Origin of the sequence: Variovorax palleresanus (assembly GCF_051144945.1) — a bacterium.
In the GTDB taxonomy this organism is placed as follows: Bacteria; Pseudomonadota; Gammaproteobacteria; order Burkholderiales; family Burkholderiaceae_C; genus Variovorax; species Variovorax paradoxus_S.
This window is the reverse complement of record NZ_JBJNVP010000002.1, coordinates 4,056,019-4,071,215: the sequence shown is the minus strand read 5'-3', so window position 1 is coordinate 4,071,215 and position 15,197 is coordinate 4,056,019. Positions and strand designations below refer to the sequence as shown.

At 65.3% G+C, this 15,197-nt stretch carries 16 protein-coding genes; 10 read left to right on the top strand and 6 right to left on the bottom strand.

Going from position 1 to position 15,197, the window contains the following annotated elements; all coding sequences use genetic code 11:
- Positions 1-50: 50 nt before the first annotated feature.
- Positions 51-479 carry a hypothetical protein gene (locus ACJ7Z0_RS22910; RefSeq protein ID WP_434791656.1) on the bottom strand — a complete coding sequence of 143 codons (429 nt, stop codon included), beginning with the start codon at positions 477-479 and terminating at the stop codon, positions 51-53.
- A gap of 133 nt (positions 480-612) precedes the next feature.
- Here ACJ7Z0_RS22910 and ACJ7Z0_RS22905 point away from each other — a divergent pair, with 133 nt between their 5' ends.
- Positions 613-1,449 (top strand): helix-turn-helix domain-containing protein, encoded by an 837-nt coding sequence (locus ACJ7Z0_RS22905; protein ID WP_434791655.1) that lies wholly within the window; start codon positions 613-615, stop codon positions 1,447-1,449.
- Between the two features lie 75 nt (positions 1,450-1,524).
- On the opposite strand, the gene ACJ7Z0_RS22900 is transcribed toward ACJ7Z0_RS22905, so the two are convergent.
- The 5 genes from ACJ7Z0_RS22900 to ACJ7Z0_RS22880 all read right to left on the bottom strand — a co-directional run bounded on the left by ACJ7Z0_RS22900 (position 1,525) and on the right by ACJ7Z0_RS22880 (position 7,529).
- On the bottom strand, positions 1,525-4,107 hold the full coding sequence (locus ACJ7Z0_RS22900) for a bifunctional aconitate hydratase 2/2-methylisocitrate dehydratase (RefSeq protein ID WP_434791654.1): 2,583 nt from the start codon (positions 4,105-4,107) through the stop codon (positions 1,525-1,527).
- 78 nt (positions 4,108-4,185) lie between these two features.
- Complete coding sequence (locus tag ACJ7Z0_RS22895) at positions 4,186-4,725, bottom strand: hypothetical protein (RefSeq protein ID WP_431123653.1); 540 nt, start codon at positions 4,723-4,725, stop codon at positions 4,186-4,188.
- 31 nt (positions 4,726-4,756) lie between these two features.
- Positions 4,757-5,755: an HpcH/HpaI aldolase/citrate lyase family protein gene (locus tag ACJ7Z0_RS22890; RefSeq protein WP_434791653.1), complete on the bottom strand. Its 999-nt coding sequence runs from the start codon at positions 5,753-5,755 to the stop codon at positions 4,757-4,759.
- The gene (gene tam / locus ACJ7Z0_RS22885; protein WP_434791652.1) at positions 5,752-6,528 is read right to left on the bottom strand and encodes a trans-aconitate 2-methyltransferase; all 777 of its coding nucleotides are present in this window, start codon (positions 6,526-6,528) and stop codon (positions 5,752-5,754) included. Before tam ends, ACJ7Z0_RS22890 begins: the two co-directional genes overlap by 4 nt.
- A gap of 14 nt (positions 6,529-6,542) precedes the next feature.
- On the bottom strand, positions 6,543-7,529 hold the full coding sequence (locus ACJ7Z0_RS22880; protein WP_369652818.1) for a malate dehydrogenase: 987 nt from the start codon (positions 7,527-7,529) through the stop codon (positions 6,543-6,545).
- 183 nt (positions 7,530-7,712) lie between these two features.
- On the opposite strand from ACJ7Z0_RS22880, the gene ACJ7Z0_RS22875 reads away from it, so the two are divergent.
- The 9 genes from ACJ7Z0_RS22875 (at position 7,713) to ACJ7Z0_RS22835 (ending at position 15,191) form a co-directional block, all read left to right on the top strand.
- The gene (locus ACJ7Z0_RS22875) at positions 7,713-8,471 is read left to right on the top strand and encodes a GntR family transcriptional regulator (RefSeq protein ID WP_369652819.1); all 759 of its coding nucleotides are present in this window, start codon (positions 7,713-7,715) and stop codon (positions 8,469-8,471) included.
- A gap of 233 nt (positions 8,472-8,704) precedes the next feature.
- Entirely contained in the window at positions 8,705-9,151 is a 447-nt protein-coding gene (gene sdhC, locus ACJ7Z0_RS22870; RefSeq protein WP_434791651.1) for a succinate dehydrogenase, cytochrome b556 subunit, read from the top strand.
- 13 nt (positions 9,152-9,164) lie between these two features.
- Positions 9,165-9,530: a succinate dehydrogenase, hydrophobic membrane anchor protein gene (gene sdhD / locus ACJ7Z0_RS22865; protein ID WP_028259020.1), complete on the top strand. Its 366-nt coding sequence runs from the start codon at positions 9,165-9,167 to the stop codon at positions 9,528-9,530.
- A 7-nt stretch (positions 9,531-9,537) separates the two neighbouring features.
- Entirely contained in the window at positions 9,538-11,346 is a 1,809-nt protein-coding gene (sdhA, locus tag ACJ7Z0_RS22860) for a succinate dehydrogenase flavoprotein subunit (protein WP_319441246.1), read from the top strand.
- Positions 11,347-11,373: 27 nt separating this feature from the next.
- Positions 11,374-12,075, top strand: a complete 702-nt coding sequence (locus tag ACJ7Z0_RS22855) for a succinate dehydrogenase iron-sulfur subunit (protein ID WP_055804283.1) — start codon at positions 11,374-11,376, stop codon at positions 12,073-12,075.
- Between the two features lie 18 nt (positions 12,076-12,093).
- Positions 12,094-12,417 carry an FAD assembly factor SdhE gene (locus tag ACJ7Z0_RS22850; RefSeq protein WP_055804281.1) on the top strand — a complete coding sequence of 108 codons (324 nt, stop codon included), beginning with the start codon at positions 12,094-12,096 and terminating at the stop codon, positions 12,415-12,417.
- 24 nt (positions 12,418-12,441) lie between these two features.
- Positions 12,442-13,752, top strand: coding sequence for a citrate synthase (gltA, locus tag ACJ7Z0_RS22845; protein WP_055804278.1), 1,311 nt, complete (start codon positions 12,442-12,444; stop codon positions 13,750-13,752).
- Between the two features lie 146 nt (positions 13,753-13,898).
- Positions 13,899-14,039 carry an entericidin A/B family lipoprotein gene (locus ACJ7Z0_RS22840; RefSeq protein WP_434791650.1) on the top strand — a complete coding sequence of 47 codons (141 nt, stop codon included), beginning with the start codon at positions 13,899-13,901 and terminating at the stop codon, positions 14,037-14,039.
- 195 nt (positions 14,040-14,234) lie between these two features.
- On the top strand, positions 14,235-15,191 hold the full coding sequence (locus ACJ7Z0_RS22835) for a LysR family transcriptional regulator (RefSeq protein ID WP_434791649.1): 957 nt from the start codon (positions 14,235-14,237) through the stop codon (positions 15,189-15,191).
- Positions 15,192-15,197: the final 6 nt, after the last annotated feature.

Sequence of the window (15,197 nt, the reverse complement as noted above, 5' to 3'; positions counted from 1 at the left end):
GGAACTCCTGTTGGTTCGTGGAAGCGCCTCAAGGATAGCGGGGATCAATGTCAATTGCTGTAGTCGGGGACTAAGTCCGTCCCCGGGCTTCGCGCACTGCGGCGCAAACCGGTCCATTGCAGTTCGGCCAGCACCACCACGCAGAGGGCCTGCGCCAGCACCCACGCCATGCCCAGCGCGGTGACTGCGAACACGCCGCTCATCAGAAGCGCGATGCACCCCGCGGCCCAGCCGAAGTTGCCGGCCACCACGAGGCCGATCAGCATGCGAGGCGGCGTGCGGCGGCTGGCCATGAAACCGGCGGCGGCCGCGTAGGCCAGCAGGAACACGCCCGTTCCCAGGAGCAGCGGCGCCGGCAATCCGATCAGCCGCGCGAGCGCGCCGGTGAACGCAACCTGCAGCGCACCGGTCGCGGCACAGGAGGCCGCGTCGGCCCACATCACGTTGGGCAGGAAGCGGGGGGATGCAAAGACGGACATGAGAATCTCCTTTGGGTGGTTACGCCGCAAGCCTGTCCTGCCGCGTTGGAGCCAATGATTCCGAAGGGTGCGCACACGGTCGATAACCTGTGAGGTCATGGCGCGGTCGCGGCGCCACGCCAGAATCGGGGCCATGAACACTTCCCGCACCCACTCGTCCAAGGCCAGCCAGCCCGGCGCGCGCGACCCGTTCGGCGTCCACCTGCGGCATTGGCGCACCCGCCGCCGGCTGAGCCAGCTCGACCTGGCTCAGGAAGCCGAGGTCTCGACCCGCCACCTGAGCTACGTGGAAACCGGCCGCGCCGCACCCAGCCGCGAAATGGTGCTTCGTCTGGCCGAGCGGCTCGAAGTGCCCCTGCGCGAACGCAATGCGCTCCTGGTGGCGGCGGGATTTGCGCCGATGTACAGGCAACGCTCGCTCGACGACCCCGCCATGGCGTCGGCACGGCGCGCGGTGGACCTGGTGCTCAAGGGCCATGAGCCTTTTCCCGCATTGGCGGTCGATCGCCACTGGAATCTGGTGGCGCACAACGCGCTGGTGCCGATGCTGATGGCCGGCGCCGCACCCGAACTGGTGAAGCCGCCCATCAACGTGCTTCGGCTGAGCCTGCATCCCGACGGCCTGGCCTCGCGCATTGCCAATCTGGCGCAGTGGCGCTCCCATCTGCTCGAGCGATTGCAGCAGCAGATCGCAGCCACGGGCGACACGGCGCTGCAGGCCCTGCACGACGAACTCGAGGCCTACCCCACGCCCCAGGTAAGCCACGATACGCCCGCCGTGGACACCGAATTCTCAGGCCTGGTGGTGCCGTTTCAGTTGGCCACGCCGAACGGCGTGCTGAGCTTCATCAGCACCACCACCATCTTCGGCACGCCGGTCGATGTCACGCTGCAGGAGCTGGCGGTGGAGTCGTTCTTTCCGGCCGATGCGCAGACGGCCGCGGCGCTGACCGCATTGGCGGCCGGCTGAAGAAAGCAAACTTGCGCCGCACGTAAAAAAGCCCCGCGCAAGCGGGGCTCTTCAGGTTGCGACGGAGCGCGTGGATCAGGCCACGGCAGCCGCTTCGGTCTTGTAGTCGTCGATCTTGTCGAAGTTCAGATACTGGTAGATCTGGGCGCTCGACGCATCGAGCACGCCGGTTGCGGCCATGTACTCTTCCCGCGTCGGGATGCGGCCCAGGCGCGAGCAGATCGCGGCCAGCTCGGCCGAGCCCAGGTACACGTTGGTGTTCTTGCCCAGGCGGTTGGGGAAGTTGCGGGTGCTGGTCGACATGACCGTGGCGCCTTCGCGCACCTGTGCCTGGTTGCCCATGCACAGCGAGCAGCCCGGCATTTCGGTGCGCGCACCGGCATTGCCGAACACGCCGTAGTGGCCTTCTTCGGTGAGCTGCTGGGCGTCCATCTTGGTGGGTGGCGCGATCCACAGCTTGACCGGGATGTCGCGCTTGCCTTCGAGCAGCTTCGACGCGGCGCGAAAGTGGCCGATGTTGGTCATGCACGAGCCGATGAACACTTCGTCGATCACGGCGCCGGCCACGTCGCTCAGCGTCTTCACGTCGTCAGGGTCGTTCGGGCAGGCCACGATGGGTTCGTGGATCTCGGCCAGGTCGATCTCGATGATGGCAGCGTAGTCGGCGTCGGCATCGCCCTTGAGCAGTTGCGGGTCCGCAAGCCAGGCTTCCTGCGCAGCGATGCGGCGTGCCAGCGTACGGGCGTCGGCGTAGCCTTCGGCAATCATCCACTTCATCAGCGTGATGTTGCTGTTGATGTACTCCTGAATCGGTTCCTTGTTCAGGTGCACCGTGCAGCCGGCGGCCGAGCGTTCGGCCGAGGCGTCGCTCAGCTCGAAGGCTTGCTCCACCTTCAGGTCAGGCAGGCCTTCGATCTCGAGGATGCGGCCCGAGAAGATGTTCTTCTTGCCTTGCTTGGCCACCGTCAGCAGGCCCGACTTGATGGCGTACAGCGGAATGGCGTTGACCAGGTCACGCAGCGTGACGCCGGGCTGCATCTTGCCCTTGAAGCGCACGAGCACCGACTCGGGCATGTCCAGCGGCATCACGCCGGTGGCGGCCGCGAAGGCCACGAGGCCCGAACCGGCCGGGAAGCTGATACCGATGGGGAAGCGGGTGTGGCTGTCGCCGCCGGTGCCCACGGTGTCGGGCGTCAGCAGGCGGTTGAGCCAGCTGTGGATCACGCCGTCACCCGGACGCAGCGAAACGCCGCCGCGGTTGGCCATGAAATCGGGGAGTTCATGGTGCATCTTGACGTCGACCTTCTTCGGGTACGCTGCCGTGTGGCAGAACGACTGCATCACGAGGTCGGCCGAGAAGCCCAGGCAGGCCAGGTCTTTCAGCTCGTCGCGCGTCATCGGGCCGGTGGTGTCCTGCGAGCCGACCGAGGTCATCTTGGGTTCGCAATACGTGCCCGGGCGAACGCCCTGGCCTTCAGGCAGGCCGCAGGCGCGGCCGACCATCTTCTGTGCGAGCGAGAAGCCCTTCTTGGTGTCGACCGGGCTTTGCGGCAGACGGAACAGCGTGGAGACGGGCAGGCCCAGCGCTTCGCGCGCCTTGGCCGTGAGGCCGCGGCCGATGATCAGCGGAATGCGGCCGCCGGCGCGCACTTCGTCGAACAGCACGTCGCTCTTGACCTGGAATTCGGCGATGACCTTGCCGTCTTTCAAGGCCTTGCCTTCGTAGGGACGCAGCTCGACCACGTCGCCCATGTTCATCTGCGTCACGTCGAGCTCGATGGGCAGTGCGCCCGAGTCTTCCATCGTGTTGTAGAAGATGGGAGCGATCTTGCCGCCGAGGCAGACGCCGCCGAAGCGCTTGTTCGGCACGAAGGGAATGTCTTCGCCGGTGAACCACAGCACCGAGTTGGTGGCGCTCTTGCGCGAAGAGCCCGTGCCGACCACGTCGCCGGCGTAGGCCACGAGGTGGCCGCGCGCGCGCAGGTCTTCGATGAACTTCACAGGGCCGCGCTTGCCGTCTTCTTCAGGGACGATGCCGGGGCGGGCGTTCTTGTGCATCGCCAGGGCGTGCATCGGAATGTCGGGACGCGTCGTCGCATCGGGTGCGGGCGACAGGTCGTCGGTGTTGATTTCACCGGCCACCTTGAAGATGCTGACGGTGATGCTTTGCGGCACTTCGGGGCGGCTGGTGAACCACTCGGCATCGGCCCAGCTTTGCAGCACGCCCTTGGCGTGGGCGTTGCCCTTGTCGGCCTTTTCCTTGACGTCGTGGAACTGGTCGAACATCAACAGGGTTTTCTTCAGGCCTTCGGCCGCCGCGGCGCCTACTTCGGCGTCGTCGAGCAGGTCGATCATCGGGCTGATGTTGTAGCCGCCGAGCATGGTGCCGAGCAATTCGGTGGCACGGGCACGCGAAATGAACGCGTTCTTCTCGGTACCGTGGGCCACGGCCGCCAGGTAGCTCGCCTTGACCTTGGCCGCGTCATCGACGCCGGCGGGCACGCGATAGGTGAGCAGATCGAGCAGGAAAGCACCGTCCTTGGCATTCGCGCTCTTGAGGAGCTCGATGGCTTCGGCGGTTTGCTTCGCGCTCAATGGCAGCGGCGGAATACCGAGCGCGGCGCGTTCGGCAACATGGTCAACGTAGGCTTGCAACATCTTCTTTTCTCCGGAAACTGGGCTGGCGGGCGTGCGGTACGGCAAGCAAGAGCCGCGCCGCACCCCGTGTGGGGACTCTTACTTCTTGGCTGCGTCAGCGCCTTCGAACAGGCTCTTCGGCGGGTTCTTCTTCATTTCTTCGGCAAACGCAACCTGCTCCGCCGTCTGGCATTCGTCGGCAATGCGCAGGCCCGCCTTCTGGTTCATCAGCATCGACTTGTTGCCGAGCTGCAGCCACATGGCGCCAGCGCGGGGGTCTTCGAGGCGGATGGCGCCGGTGCGGCTTTCGACCGGGTGCATGCGGTACTTCAGGCCCTTGGTCGACACATTGAAGAAGCCAGGCTTCTTCTCGTCGGCCGCCACGGTCACGTCGGCGCCGAGTTCGCACTGGGCCCTGCCGAGCGAAACGCGCTTGGCGACTTCGAGGTCGGCGTCGGTCAGCACGATATTGGTTTCATCGGCGATAGGCGTGACTTCCTCGACGGCCTTGGCGGCCTTGCGGGTGACCTGCTTCTTGGGGGGCGCCTTCTTGGCTTCGGCCTTGGGGGCGGTGGTCTGCGCCGTGGCGGCAAACGGGACCGCCAGGGCCAGGGCTGCGATCAGAACAATTTTCTTCATGGGTGTTTCCTTGAGGCTGGATTCAGGAGTTTCAGGAGGCCGCGAGTGCAAACCAGGCTTTGGCCTCTGGAGGCAACACGCGCCCTGTTGCGTGGGCACGCGTCAGCACTTGCCAGAAATGGCGATAGCTCGCGCGGTCGTGCAATGTGCCATCGATTTGGGTCGGAGCCCAATTTGCGAGGGCCGCATTTGTAATGATTTTTGTGGCAATTTGAATCTGCGCCTCGTCCGGCGCAAAAGCCTCGAGGATGGGCCGGATCTGGTTCGGATGAATGCTCCACATGCGTGTGTAGCCGAATTCGGTGGCCGCCTTGCGGGCTGCCATGCGCATGGCGCCGGTGTCGTTGAACTCGGTGACCACGCAATGCGACGGCACCTTGCCGTATGCGTGCGCCGCGGATGCGATGGCCAGCTTGGCACGCACCACCAGAGGATGCGTGAACTGGCCGGCAGCCCCCATGCCATCGGCGGGAATGGCGCCCGCATGGGCGGAAACGAAGTCCATCAGGCCGAAACTGAGCGATTGCACGCGCGGATGCGCCGCGATCTCGAACGCGTTGTGCACGGCCAGCGGCGATTCGATGAGCACGTGCAGCGGCAGCGCGTCGGCATCCGCGGCCTCGAGCGCCGCCACCGCCTGCACCACGTCGGCCACGGACTCGACCTTGGGCACCATCAGGTGGCTGAGCCTGTGGCCGGCGCGGCCCGCAATGGTGATCACGTCGCCGGCAAAGGCCGGGTGATCGACCGGATGGACGCGCACGCCCACCCGCATGCCGGGCCTGGCTGCCAGCGCGAGTTCGGTCACGAGCGCGGCATGTTCCGCCTCGCCGCCCACCGGGGCGCCGTCTTCGCAATCGAGCGTGACGTCGAACACGCAGGCGCCGAATTCATCGGCCATTTCGGCCTGCAGCGCCAGGCTCTTCTTCATGCGCGCTTCAACGCCGCTGTAGTGGTCGCACACCGGCAGCGTCACGGCGCCGGCTTGCGCGCCAAGCAGCACTTCGGCGGGATGGATGCTCTGGGTCATGCTTTTCTCTGCGCCACGATGAACATGCGCGGAAAGGCCAGCAATCGCTTGCCGTCGGTGCGTGCGGGATAGGCTTCGTTCACGCGGCGCTCGTAGGCGGCGAGATAGCTGACCTGCAGGTCGGCCGGCAGCCGGTCGACGAAAGGCTTGAGGCCCGTGCCGCGCACCCATTCGACGATGGCCGCGGCATCGGCCATGGGGTGCTGGTAGATGGTGTGCCACACATCGACCTTGGCAGCATCGGGCGCCAGCAGGTCGTAGTAGCCGCCAAGCGGCAGCAGCAAGGTGCGCAGCCGGTCGGCATCGCCGATGGGCTCGGCCCAGGGCGCCTCGGCCGCCACGGCGCGCATCAGGCGGTGCGTGGGCTCCTCGCGGTTGTCGGGCATCTGGATGGCGAGCACGCCACCCGGGGCCAGCGCAGCGAACAGGCGCGGGATCAGCTTTTCGTGGTCCGGCACCCATTGCAGGGCTGCGTTGGCATAAATGAGGTCGGGCGCTTCTTGCGGCGCCCAGGTCGCGATGTCGCTCAACTCGAAGCGCGCCTGCGGCAGGCGCTCGCGCGCACTGGCCAGCATGGCTTCGGAGTTGTCGGTCCCGGCGACTTGCGCCGTCGGGAACCGATGGACCAGCAGCTCGGTGGAATTGCCCGGCCCGCAGCCGAGGTCGACCACGCGGGCGGCCTCCGGCAACGGCACCCGCGCCAGGAGTTCCTGTGCGGGTCGGGTGCGCTCGTCCTCGTAGCGACGGTAGAGCGCGGGGTTCCAGTCGAGCATGCCGGCCAGCCTGCTTAGATCAGGTGCGCAACGCCGGCTTGTTCGCCTTGCAGCTCTTCCAGGGTCTTGTTGATGCGTTCCTGGCTGAAGGCGTCGATCTCGAGGCCTTCGACGAGCTTGTACTCGCCGTTCTCGCAGGTGACCGGGAAGCCGAACATCGTGTCCTTCGGAATGCCGTACTGGCCGTCCGACGGAATGCCCATGGTGACCCACTTGCCGTTGGTGCCCAGGGCCCAGTCACGCATGTGGTCGATGGCCGCGTTGGCGGCCGAGGCAGCCGAAGATAGGCCACGCGCTTCGATGATGGCCGCGCCGCGCTTGCCGACGGTCGGCAGGAAGGTGTTGGCGTTCCATTCCTGGTCGTTGATCATCTTGGCAACGCTGTCGCCGTTGATGGTGGCAAAGCGGTAGTCGGCGTACATCGTGGGCGAGTGGTTGCCCCACACGACGAGCTTTTCGATGTCGGCCACCGGCTTGCCGGTCTTGGCGGCGATCTGGCTCGCGGCGCGGTTGTGGTCCAGGCGCAGCATGGCGGTGAAGTTCTTGCGCGGCAGGTCGGGGGCGCTCTTCATCGCGATGTAGGCATTGGTGTTGGCCGGGTTGCCGACCACCAGCACCTTGACGTTGCGGCTGGCGACGGCATTCAGCGCCTTGCCCTGGGCCGTGAAGATGGCGCCGTTGACGGCCAGCAGCTCGGCACGCTCCATGCCCGGGCCGCGCGGACGCGAACCGACCAAGAGGGCGTAGTCGGCATCCTTGAAGGCGGTCATCGGGTCGCCGTGGGCTTCCATGCCGGCCAGCAGCGGGAAGGCGCAATCGTCGAGCTCCATCATCACGCCCTTGAGGGCCTTCTGGGCCTTCTCGTCGGGGATTTCGAGCAGCTGAAGGATGACCGGCTGGTCTTTGCCGAGCATTTCGCCGGACGCAATACGGAACAACAGGGCGTAACCGATTTGACCGGCGGCACCGGTGACGGCAACGCGGACGGGCTTTTTGCTCATGGGAAGACTCCAGAAGGTAGTGAAACGGTATCGGCGGGCGCGCGGAGCGCCGATGGTCCTGCAGGGCGGGAATCCTTCCCGCGGCGCAGGCCGGCCCGCATTTTAAGCCGATTCGATGAGCGTCGTCTTATGTCTTATATAAGATATGCTCGGAGGTTCCGCCACGGCGCACCCACCGCTGCCATGAATGCCCCCTCCGTCCTCGAAGAATCTGCGACGCCCTCCTTCAGTCCGCTCTACCAGCAGATCAAGACACTGATCCTGCAGAGCCTGCAGGCCGGCGAGTGGAAGCCGGGCGAGCCCATTCCGAGCGAGATGGACCTGGCAGTGCGCTATCGCGTGAGCCAGGGCACGGTGCGCAAGGCCATCGACGAGCTCGCGGCCGAAAACCTCGTGGTGCGGCGCCAGGGCAAGGGCACCTTCGTCGCCACGCATGCCGAGCAGCATGTGCAGTACCGCTTTCTCAAGCTCGTGCCCGATGTCGGCACCCCGAGCACCGAAGGCCCTGCCGAGCGCACCATCGTCGATTGCCGCCGCCAGCGCGCCTCGGCCGACGTGGCGCGTGCACTGGGCCTGCGCACGGGCGACGCGGTGCTGCAGGTGCGGCGCGTGCTCGCCTATGGGGGCGTGCCCACCATCCTCGAGGATCTCTGGCTGCCCGGCGCGCCCTTCAAGGGCCTGACCGCCGAGCGGCTGCGGGCCTGGCCGGGCCCGATGTACGCGATGTTCGAAACCGAATTCGGCGTGCGCATGGTGCGCGCCGAAGAAAAAATCCGCGCCGTGCTGCCCGATGCCGAGCAGGCGGCGCTGCTCGACGTGTCGTTGCAGATGCCCTTGCTCAGCGTGGAGCGCCTGGCGCATACGTATCACGACATGCCGATGGAATTGCGCCGCGGCCTCTATCGCACCGACACGCACCACTACCGCAACCAGCTCGGCTGAGATCGCATCCAGATGGCCTCACGACCGACCCGCATCGAAGCGCCCGCGACCCGTGCGCAGCACGCTACGAACTCCATAGCATCCGACTGCAGCGCTGCCCCGACACGGGCACCTCCGCCGGACAATGGTGCATTGCAATAGAATTTTGCGTTGTTTGCATTCCGCAGAAGAAACAAAAGCGTTCGCTCTCAGAACATCAGAACAAGCCACCAAGCCACGAAAGCCTTCCCCCAATGTCAGAGCTTGCAACCCCTCCCCGGCCACCGCGCCGCGAATTCCGAAACATCAACGCCTTCACCGATCTCACGACCTACCGGTTGCCGCCGGCCGGCATCGTGTCGATCCTGCACCGCGTGAGCGGTGTGATCATGTTCCTGCTGCTGCCGTTCGTCATCTGGATGTTCGACACCTCGCTTTCGTCCGACTATTCGTTCGCCAGGTTCAAGGCCGCATTCAACAGCGGCCTTGGTTTCGCTCCGGGCTGGTTCTTGAAGCTGGTGGTTCTCGCGCTGATCTGGGCCTACCTGCACCACTTCATCGCCGGCCTGCGCCACCTCTGGATGGACGTGAGCCACGCCGCCGTCACCAAGGAGTTCGGACACAGCTCCGCCCTGGTCACGCTGGTCCTGAGCGTTTTGCTCACCGTGGTGCTGGGCGCCAAGCTGTTCGGCCTGTACTGAGAAGGAGCCAACCATGTCTGTGAATTACGGCTCCAAGCGCATCGTCGTCGGCGCACATTACGGTTTGCGCGACTGGCTCAGCCAGCGCATCACGGGCGGCCTGATGGCGCTCTTCACGATCATCCTGCTCGCACAGCTGATCTTCACGCGTGGCCCCATCGGCTACGACCTCTGGGCCGGCATCTTCGCCGCGCAGTGGATGAAGGTGCTGACCTTCTCCGTGATCGTTTCCCTGCTCTATCACGTGTGGGTTGGCATGCGCGACGTGTGGATGGACTACGTCCAGCCCGTCGGCATTCGCCTCGCCCTGCAAATTTTCACCATCGTCTGGCTTGTCGGTTGTGCGGGTTGGGCCATTCAAGTGCTTTGGAAGATCTGACCCCACCATGACCTACACAAAAGAACAAATCACCAAGCGCAAGTTCGACGTCGTCATCGTCGGCGCCGGCGGCTCCGGCATGCGCGCCTCGCTGCAACTGGCCCGCGCGGGCCTGAACGTGGCGGTGCTCTCCAAGGTGTTCCCGACGCGTTCGCACACCGTGGCTGCCCAAGGCGGCGTGGGCGCATCGCTCGGCAACATGAGCGAGGACAACTGGCACTACCACTTCTACGACACGATCAAGGGTTCCGACTGGCTCGGCGACCAGGACGCGATCGAGTTCATGTGCCGCGAAGCCCCCAAGGTCGTGTACGAGCTCGAGCACTTCGGCATGCCCTTCGACCGCAACCCGGACGGCACGATCTACCAGCGTCCGTTCGGCGGCCACACGGCCAACTACGGCGAGAAGCCCGTGCAGCGTGCCTGCGCCGCGGCCGACCGCACCGGCCACGCGATGCTGCACACGCTCTACCAGAAGAACGTGGAAGCCCGCACCCAGTTCTTCGTCGAGTGGATGGCCCTCGACCTGATTCGCGACGCCGAAGGCGACGTGGTCGGCGTCACGGCGCTCGAAATGGAAACCGGCGACCTGCACATCCTGCAGGCCAAGACCGTGCTGCTGGCCACCGGCGGCGCAGGCCGCATCTTCCAGGCCTCGACCAATGCCTTCATCAACACCGGCGACGGCCTGGGCATGGCCGCGCGCTCGGGCATTCCGCTGCAGGACATGGAGTTCTGGCAGTTCCACCCGACCGGCGTGGCCGGCGCGGGCGTGCTGCTGACCGAAGGCTGCCGCGGCGAGGGCGCCATCTTGCTCAACAGCAACGGCGAACGCTTCATGGAGCGCTATGCGCCCACGCTGAAAGACCTGGCACCGCGCGACTTCGTGTCGCGCTCGATGGACCAGGAAATCAAGGAAGGCCGCGGCTGCGGTCCCAACAAGGACTACGTGCTGCTGAAGCTCGACCACCTCGGTGCCGAGACCATCCACAAGCGCCTGCCCTCGGTGTACGAAATCGGCGTGAACTTCGCCAACGTCGACATCACCAAGGAGCCGATTCCGGTCGTGCCGACCATCCACTACCAGATGGGCGGCATCCCGACCAACATCAACGGCCAGGTCGTGATCCAGCAGGGCGAACAGAACAGCGCCGTGGTGAACGGCCTCTATGCCGTGGGCGAATGCTCCTGCGTGAGCGTGCATGGCGCCAACCGCCTGGGCACCAACTCGCTGCTCGACCTGCTGGTGTTCGGCCGCGCGGCCGGCAACCACATCGTCGAATTCAACGACAAGCTGAAAGAACACAAGCCGCTGCCGGCCGATGCAGCCGACCGCACGCTGGAGCGCCTGAACCGGCTCGAGGCAGCCACCGGCGGCGAGTACGCGCAAGACGTGGCGGGCGAGATCCGCGCCGTCATGCAGCAGCACGCTGCCGTGTTCCGCAAGCAAGCCTCCATGGATGAAGGCGTGGTCAAGATCGCCGCCGTGCGCGAGCGCGTCAACGCCATCGGCCTCCAGGACAAGTCCAAGGTGTTCAACACCGCGCGCATCGAAGCGCTCGAAGTCGACAACCTGATCGAAGTGGCGCAGGCCACGATGGTTTCGGCAGCCGCCCGCAAGGAATGCCGCGGCGCGCACACGGTCGAAGACTACGAGCGCCCGGCCGACGACCCGGTCGCACCGCTCGGCCGCGACGACGCCAACTGGATGAAGCACACGCTCTGGTACAGCCAGGACAACCGCCTCTCCTACAAGCCCGTCAACCTCAAGCCGCTGACGGTGGACTCCGTTCCTCCCAAGGTCCGTACGTTCTAAACAAGAACAACATCACAAGGTTTCACGATGAAGCGCACATTCCAGATCTACCGCTACGACCCGGACAAGGACGCCAAGCCCTACATGCAGACGATCGAGATCGAACTCGACGGCCATGAGCGCATGCTGCTCGACGCCCTGATGAAGCTCAAGGCGCAAGATCCCACGCTGTCGTTCCGCCGCTCGTGCCGCGAAGGCGTCTGCGGTTCCGACGCGATGAACATCAACGGCAAGAACGGCCTCGCCTGCCTGACCAACATGCTCACGCTCAAGGGCACGATCGTGTTGAAGCCGCTGCCGGGCCTGCCGGTGATCCGCGACCTGATCGTGGACATGACGCAGTTCTTCAAGCAGTACAACTCGATCAAGCCGTACCTGCAGAACGACAACGTGCCGCCCGAGAAGGAGCGCCTGCAGTCGCCCGAGGAGCGCGACGAGCTCAACGGCCTGTACGAGTGCATCCTGTGCGCGAGCTGCTCCACCAGCTGCCCGAGCTTCTGGTGGAACCCCGACAAGTTCGTGGGCCCGGCCGGCCTGCTGCAGGCCTACCGCTTCATCGCCGACAGCCGCGACGAAGCCACCGCCGAGCGCCTGGACAACCTCGAAGACCCGTACCGCCTGTTCCGCTGCCACACGATCATGAACTGCGTCGACGTGTGCCCCAAGAACCTGAATCCGACCAAGGCGATCGGCAAGATCAAGGAATTGATGGTGCGCCGCGCCATCTGAACTTTTGCCAGAGAAACCATGCAAACCGCCGCCGAACTCGCACAGCCGATCAGCGAACGAGCGCTGAGCAAGCTGAAATGGCGCTGCCGGCGCGGCTTGCTAGAGAACGACCTGTTCATCGCCCGCTTCTTCGAGCGGCACGAATCCCACATGACCAACGGTCAGGCGGGAGCGATGGAGACATTGATGGACCTGTCGGACAACGACCTCCTCGATCTTCTGCTGCGAAGAAAGGAGCCCGAGCCCGCATGGGCCGGGGCCGAGGTGGTCGAACTGCTGCAGCTGATGCGCACCGACGGCGCGCAGCGTCCCGCAACCTCCGTTTCCTCTTCGCCCTCCTGAATACTCCTCTGAAAGAAACCCGAAATGAAAGCTTCCGATATCAAGGCCACGCTGTCGTTCAGCAACGGTGGTGACAGCGTCGAACTGCCGATCTACAAGGGCACCGTCGGCCCCGACGTGATCGACATCCGCAAGCTGTATGCGCAGACCGGCATGTTCACCTACGACCCGGGTTTCATGTCGACGGCCGCGTGCCAGTCGGCCATCACGTACATCGACGGGGACAAGGGCGAACTGCTGTACCGCGGCTACCCCATCGAGCAGCTCGCAACCAACTGCGACTTCCTCGAAACCTGCCACCTGCTGCTCTACGGCGAGCTGCCGGACCAGGCCAAGAAGACCAACTTCACCAAGCTCGTGACCAACCACACGATGGTCAACGAGCAGATGCAGTTCTTCCTGCGCGGCTTCCGCCGCGACGCGCACCCGATGGCCATCATGACCGGCCTGGTGGGCGCGCTGTCGGCCTTCTATCACGACAGCACGGACATCAACAATCCCGAACACCGCGAGATCGCCGCGATCCGCCTGATCGCGAAGATGCCCACGCTCGTGGCCATGGCCTACAAGTACACCGTGGGCCAGCCCTACATGTACCCGAAGAACGAACTCAGCTACGCAGGCAACTTCCTGCACATGATGTTCGCGACGCCGTGCGAGGAGTACAAGGTGAACCCGGTGCTCGAGCGCGCGCTCGACCGCATCTTCATCCTGCACGCCGACCACGAGCAGAACGCCTCCACCTCGACCGTGCGCCTGTGCGGCTCGTCGGGCACCAACCCCTTCGCGGCCATTGCGGCCGGCGTGGCCTGCCTCTGGGGCCCGGCCCACGGCGGCGCCAACGAAGCGGCGCTCAACATGCTCTACGACATCCAGAAGGAAGGCGGCGTGGAGAAGATCGGCGAGTTCATCAAGAAGGTCAAGGACAAGAACTCGAACGTCAAGCTCATGGGCTTTGGCCACCGCGTGTACAAGAACTACGACCCGCGCGCCAAGCTGATGCAGGAAACCTGCAACGAAGTGCTGACCGAACTGGGCCTGGAACAGGATCCGCTCTTCAAGCTGGCCAAGGAACTGGAAAAGATCGCCCTGGAAGACGAGTACTTCGTATCGCGCAAGCTCTACCCGAACGTCGACTTCTATTCGGGCATCGTGCAGCGCGCCATCGGCATCCCGGTGCCGCTGTTCACCGCGATCTTCGCGCTGGCCCGCACGGTCGGCTGGATCGCCCAGCTGAACGAGATGATCGGCGACCCCGAGTACAAGATCGGCCGCCCGCGCCAGCTGTTCGAAGGCTCGCCCAAGCGCGACGTGAAGCCCATCGGCCAACGCTGAAGGCGCCCTGCCGCTCAACCTGGAAAGCTGCCCTCGGGCAGCTTTTTTGCGTCTTGGCTGACAGGGCCCGCGGCGCGGTGTCGGTACGTTGTGCATCGGAGGCCCGGCTTCGGGTCGCCTTTTTCAACGCCTTCAGGAGACCCGTCATGAAGCAAATTGTCGCGCTGATCGCCGTCGCTTTCGCACTCGCCGTCCCGCTGGGTGGCTGCAACACCTTCAGGGGTGCCGGCCAAGACATCCAGAAGGGTGGCGAAAAGGTCGAAGACGCCGCCAAGAAGCGCCAGTAGGCACCGGGCCTTCCGGCGCAAACCCACGCACGCCCCGCCCCTCGCTGCAAAGCGAGGCGCGGGGCGTTTTGTCGTGCAGGGCGGCCGGGACTCGTCGCCCCAGGGCAACCAACCCATCGCACATGACGATGGCAGCCTCGCCAAAACCCTGGGAAAATGGGAAAACTCATCGCCAGACGCGATGTCCAAAGCCCCATGAGCACTTCCGAACGCAATTTCGCCCGGCGCATCGACCTCACGTCGCTGCAGCTGTTCGTGGCCGTTTGCGAACTCGGCAGTATCGGGCGGGCGGCGGAACGCGAATTCATCGCCGCCTCGGCCGTCAGCAAGCGGCTGTCGGACCTGGAAGCGACCCTGGGCACCACCCTCCTCTACCGACATGCGCGCGGGGTCGATCTGTCGCCCGCGGGCGAAAGCCTGCTGCACCATGCGCGCTCGGTGCTCTACAGCCTCGAGAAGATGCAGGGCGAACTCAGCGAATACGCCGAGGGCGTGCGCGGCCACGTGCGGGTGCACGCCAACATCTCGGCCATCGTGCAGTTTCTCCCCGAGGATCTGGGCGCCTTCACGCGCGAGCACGACGCGATCAAGATCGACCTGGAAGAGCACCTCAGCAACGAGGTGGTGCGCGCGGTGCAGGAAGGCGCCGCCGACCTCGGCATCTGCCACGTTCCGGGCGGCACCCACGAGCTGCAGACGCTGCCCTACCGCCACGACCGGCTGGCGCTGATCGTGCCCGCCGGGCACCCTCTGGCCGCGCAGGGGCCGCTCGATTTCGTCGCCTCGCTGGATTTCGACCATGTCGGGCTGCACACCAACAGCTCGATCTACGTGGCCATGCACCAGGCCGCCCTGGAAGCGGGCCGCAGCGTCAAGCTGCGCATCCACGTGACCGGGCTCGACGCCATGTGCCGCATGATCGACAACGGGCTGGGCATCGGCGTGATGCCGCAGCGCGCCTTCGAGCTGCTGCAGGCGGGCATCGGCAGCCGCCTTCGCAGCGTGGCGCTGAACGACGCCTGGGCCGCACGCGAGATCCGCCTGGTGGCGCGCGACTTTTCGACCCTGCCGGTGGCCGCGCGCACGCTGGTCAACCATTTGCACACGACTGCGGCGGCCGCTCGCGATGCCGCCGAGCCGCTCGCCGCATAGCGGCTG

What these genes read in the sequence shown, in the direction of transcription:
- ACJ7Z0_RS22910 (WP_434791656.1), bottom strand. Translation starts at nt 479, where the DNA reads ATGTCCGTCTTTGCATCCCCCCGCTTCCTGCCCAACGTGATGTGGGCC.
- ACJ7Z0_RS22905 (WP_434791655.1), top strand. Translation starts at nt 613, where the DNA reads ATGAACACTTCCCGCACCCACTCGTCCAAGGCCAGCCAGCCCGGCGCG.
- ACJ7Z0_RS22900 (WP_434791654.1), bottom strand. Translation starts at nt 4,107, where the DNA reads ATGTTGCAAGCCTACGTTGACCATGTTGCCGAACGCGCCGCGCTCGGT.
- ACJ7Z0_RS22895 (WP_431123653.1), bottom strand. Translation starts at nt 4,725, where the DNA reads ATGAAGAAAATTGTTCTGATCGCAGCCCTGGCCCTGGCGGTCCCGTTT.
- ACJ7Z0_RS22890 (WP_434791653.1), bottom strand. Translation starts at nt 5,755, where the DNA reads ATGACCCAGAGCATCCATCCCGCCGAAGTGCTGCTTGGCGCGCAAGCC.
- tam (WP_434791652.1), bottom strand. Translation starts at nt 6,528, where the DNA reads ATGCTCGACTGGAACCCCGCGCTCTACCGTCGCTACGAGGACGAGCGC.
- ACJ7Z0_RS22880 (WP_369652818.1), bottom strand. Translation starts at nt 7,529, where the DNA reads ATGAGCAAAAAGCCCGTCCGCGTTGCCGTCACCGGTGCCGCCGGTCAA.
- ACJ7Z0_RS22875 (WP_369652819.1), top strand. Translation starts at nt 7,713, where the DNA reads ATGAATGCCCCCTCCGTCCTCGAAGAATCTGCGACGCCCTCCTTCAGT.
- sdhC (WP_434791651.1), top strand. Translation starts at nt 8,705, where the DNA reads ATGTCAGAGCTTGCAACCCCTCCCCGGCCACCGCGCCGCGAATTCCGA.
- sdhD (WP_028259020.1), top strand. Translation starts at nt 9,165, where the DNA reads ATGTCTGTGAATTACGGCTCCAAGCGCATCGTCGTCGGCGCACATTAC.
- sdhA (WP_319441246.1), top strand. Translation starts at nt 9,538, where the DNA reads ATGACCTACACAAAAGAACAAATCACCAAGCGCAAGTTCGACGTCGTC.
- ACJ7Z0_RS22855 (WP_055804283.1), top strand. Translation starts at nt 11,374, where the DNA reads ATGAAGCGCACATTCCAGATCTACCGCTACGACCCGGACAAGGACGCC.
- ACJ7Z0_RS22850 (WP_055804281.1), top strand. Translation starts at nt 12,094, where the DNA reads ATGCAAACCGCCGCCGAACTCGCACAGCCGATCAGCGAACGAGCGCTG.
- gltA (WP_055804278.1), top strand. Translation starts at nt 12,442, where the DNA reads ATGAAAGCTTCCGATATCAAGGCCACGCTGTCGTTCAGCAACGGTGGT.
- ACJ7Z0_RS22840 (WP_434791650.1), top strand. Translation starts at nt 13,899, where the DNA reads ATGAAGCAAATTGTCGCGCTGATCGCCGTCGCTTTCGCACTCGCCGTC.
- ACJ7Z0_RS22835 (WP_434791649.1), top strand. Translation starts at nt 14,235, where the DNA reads ATGAGCACTTCCGAACGCAATTTCGCCCGGCGCATCGACCTCACGTCG.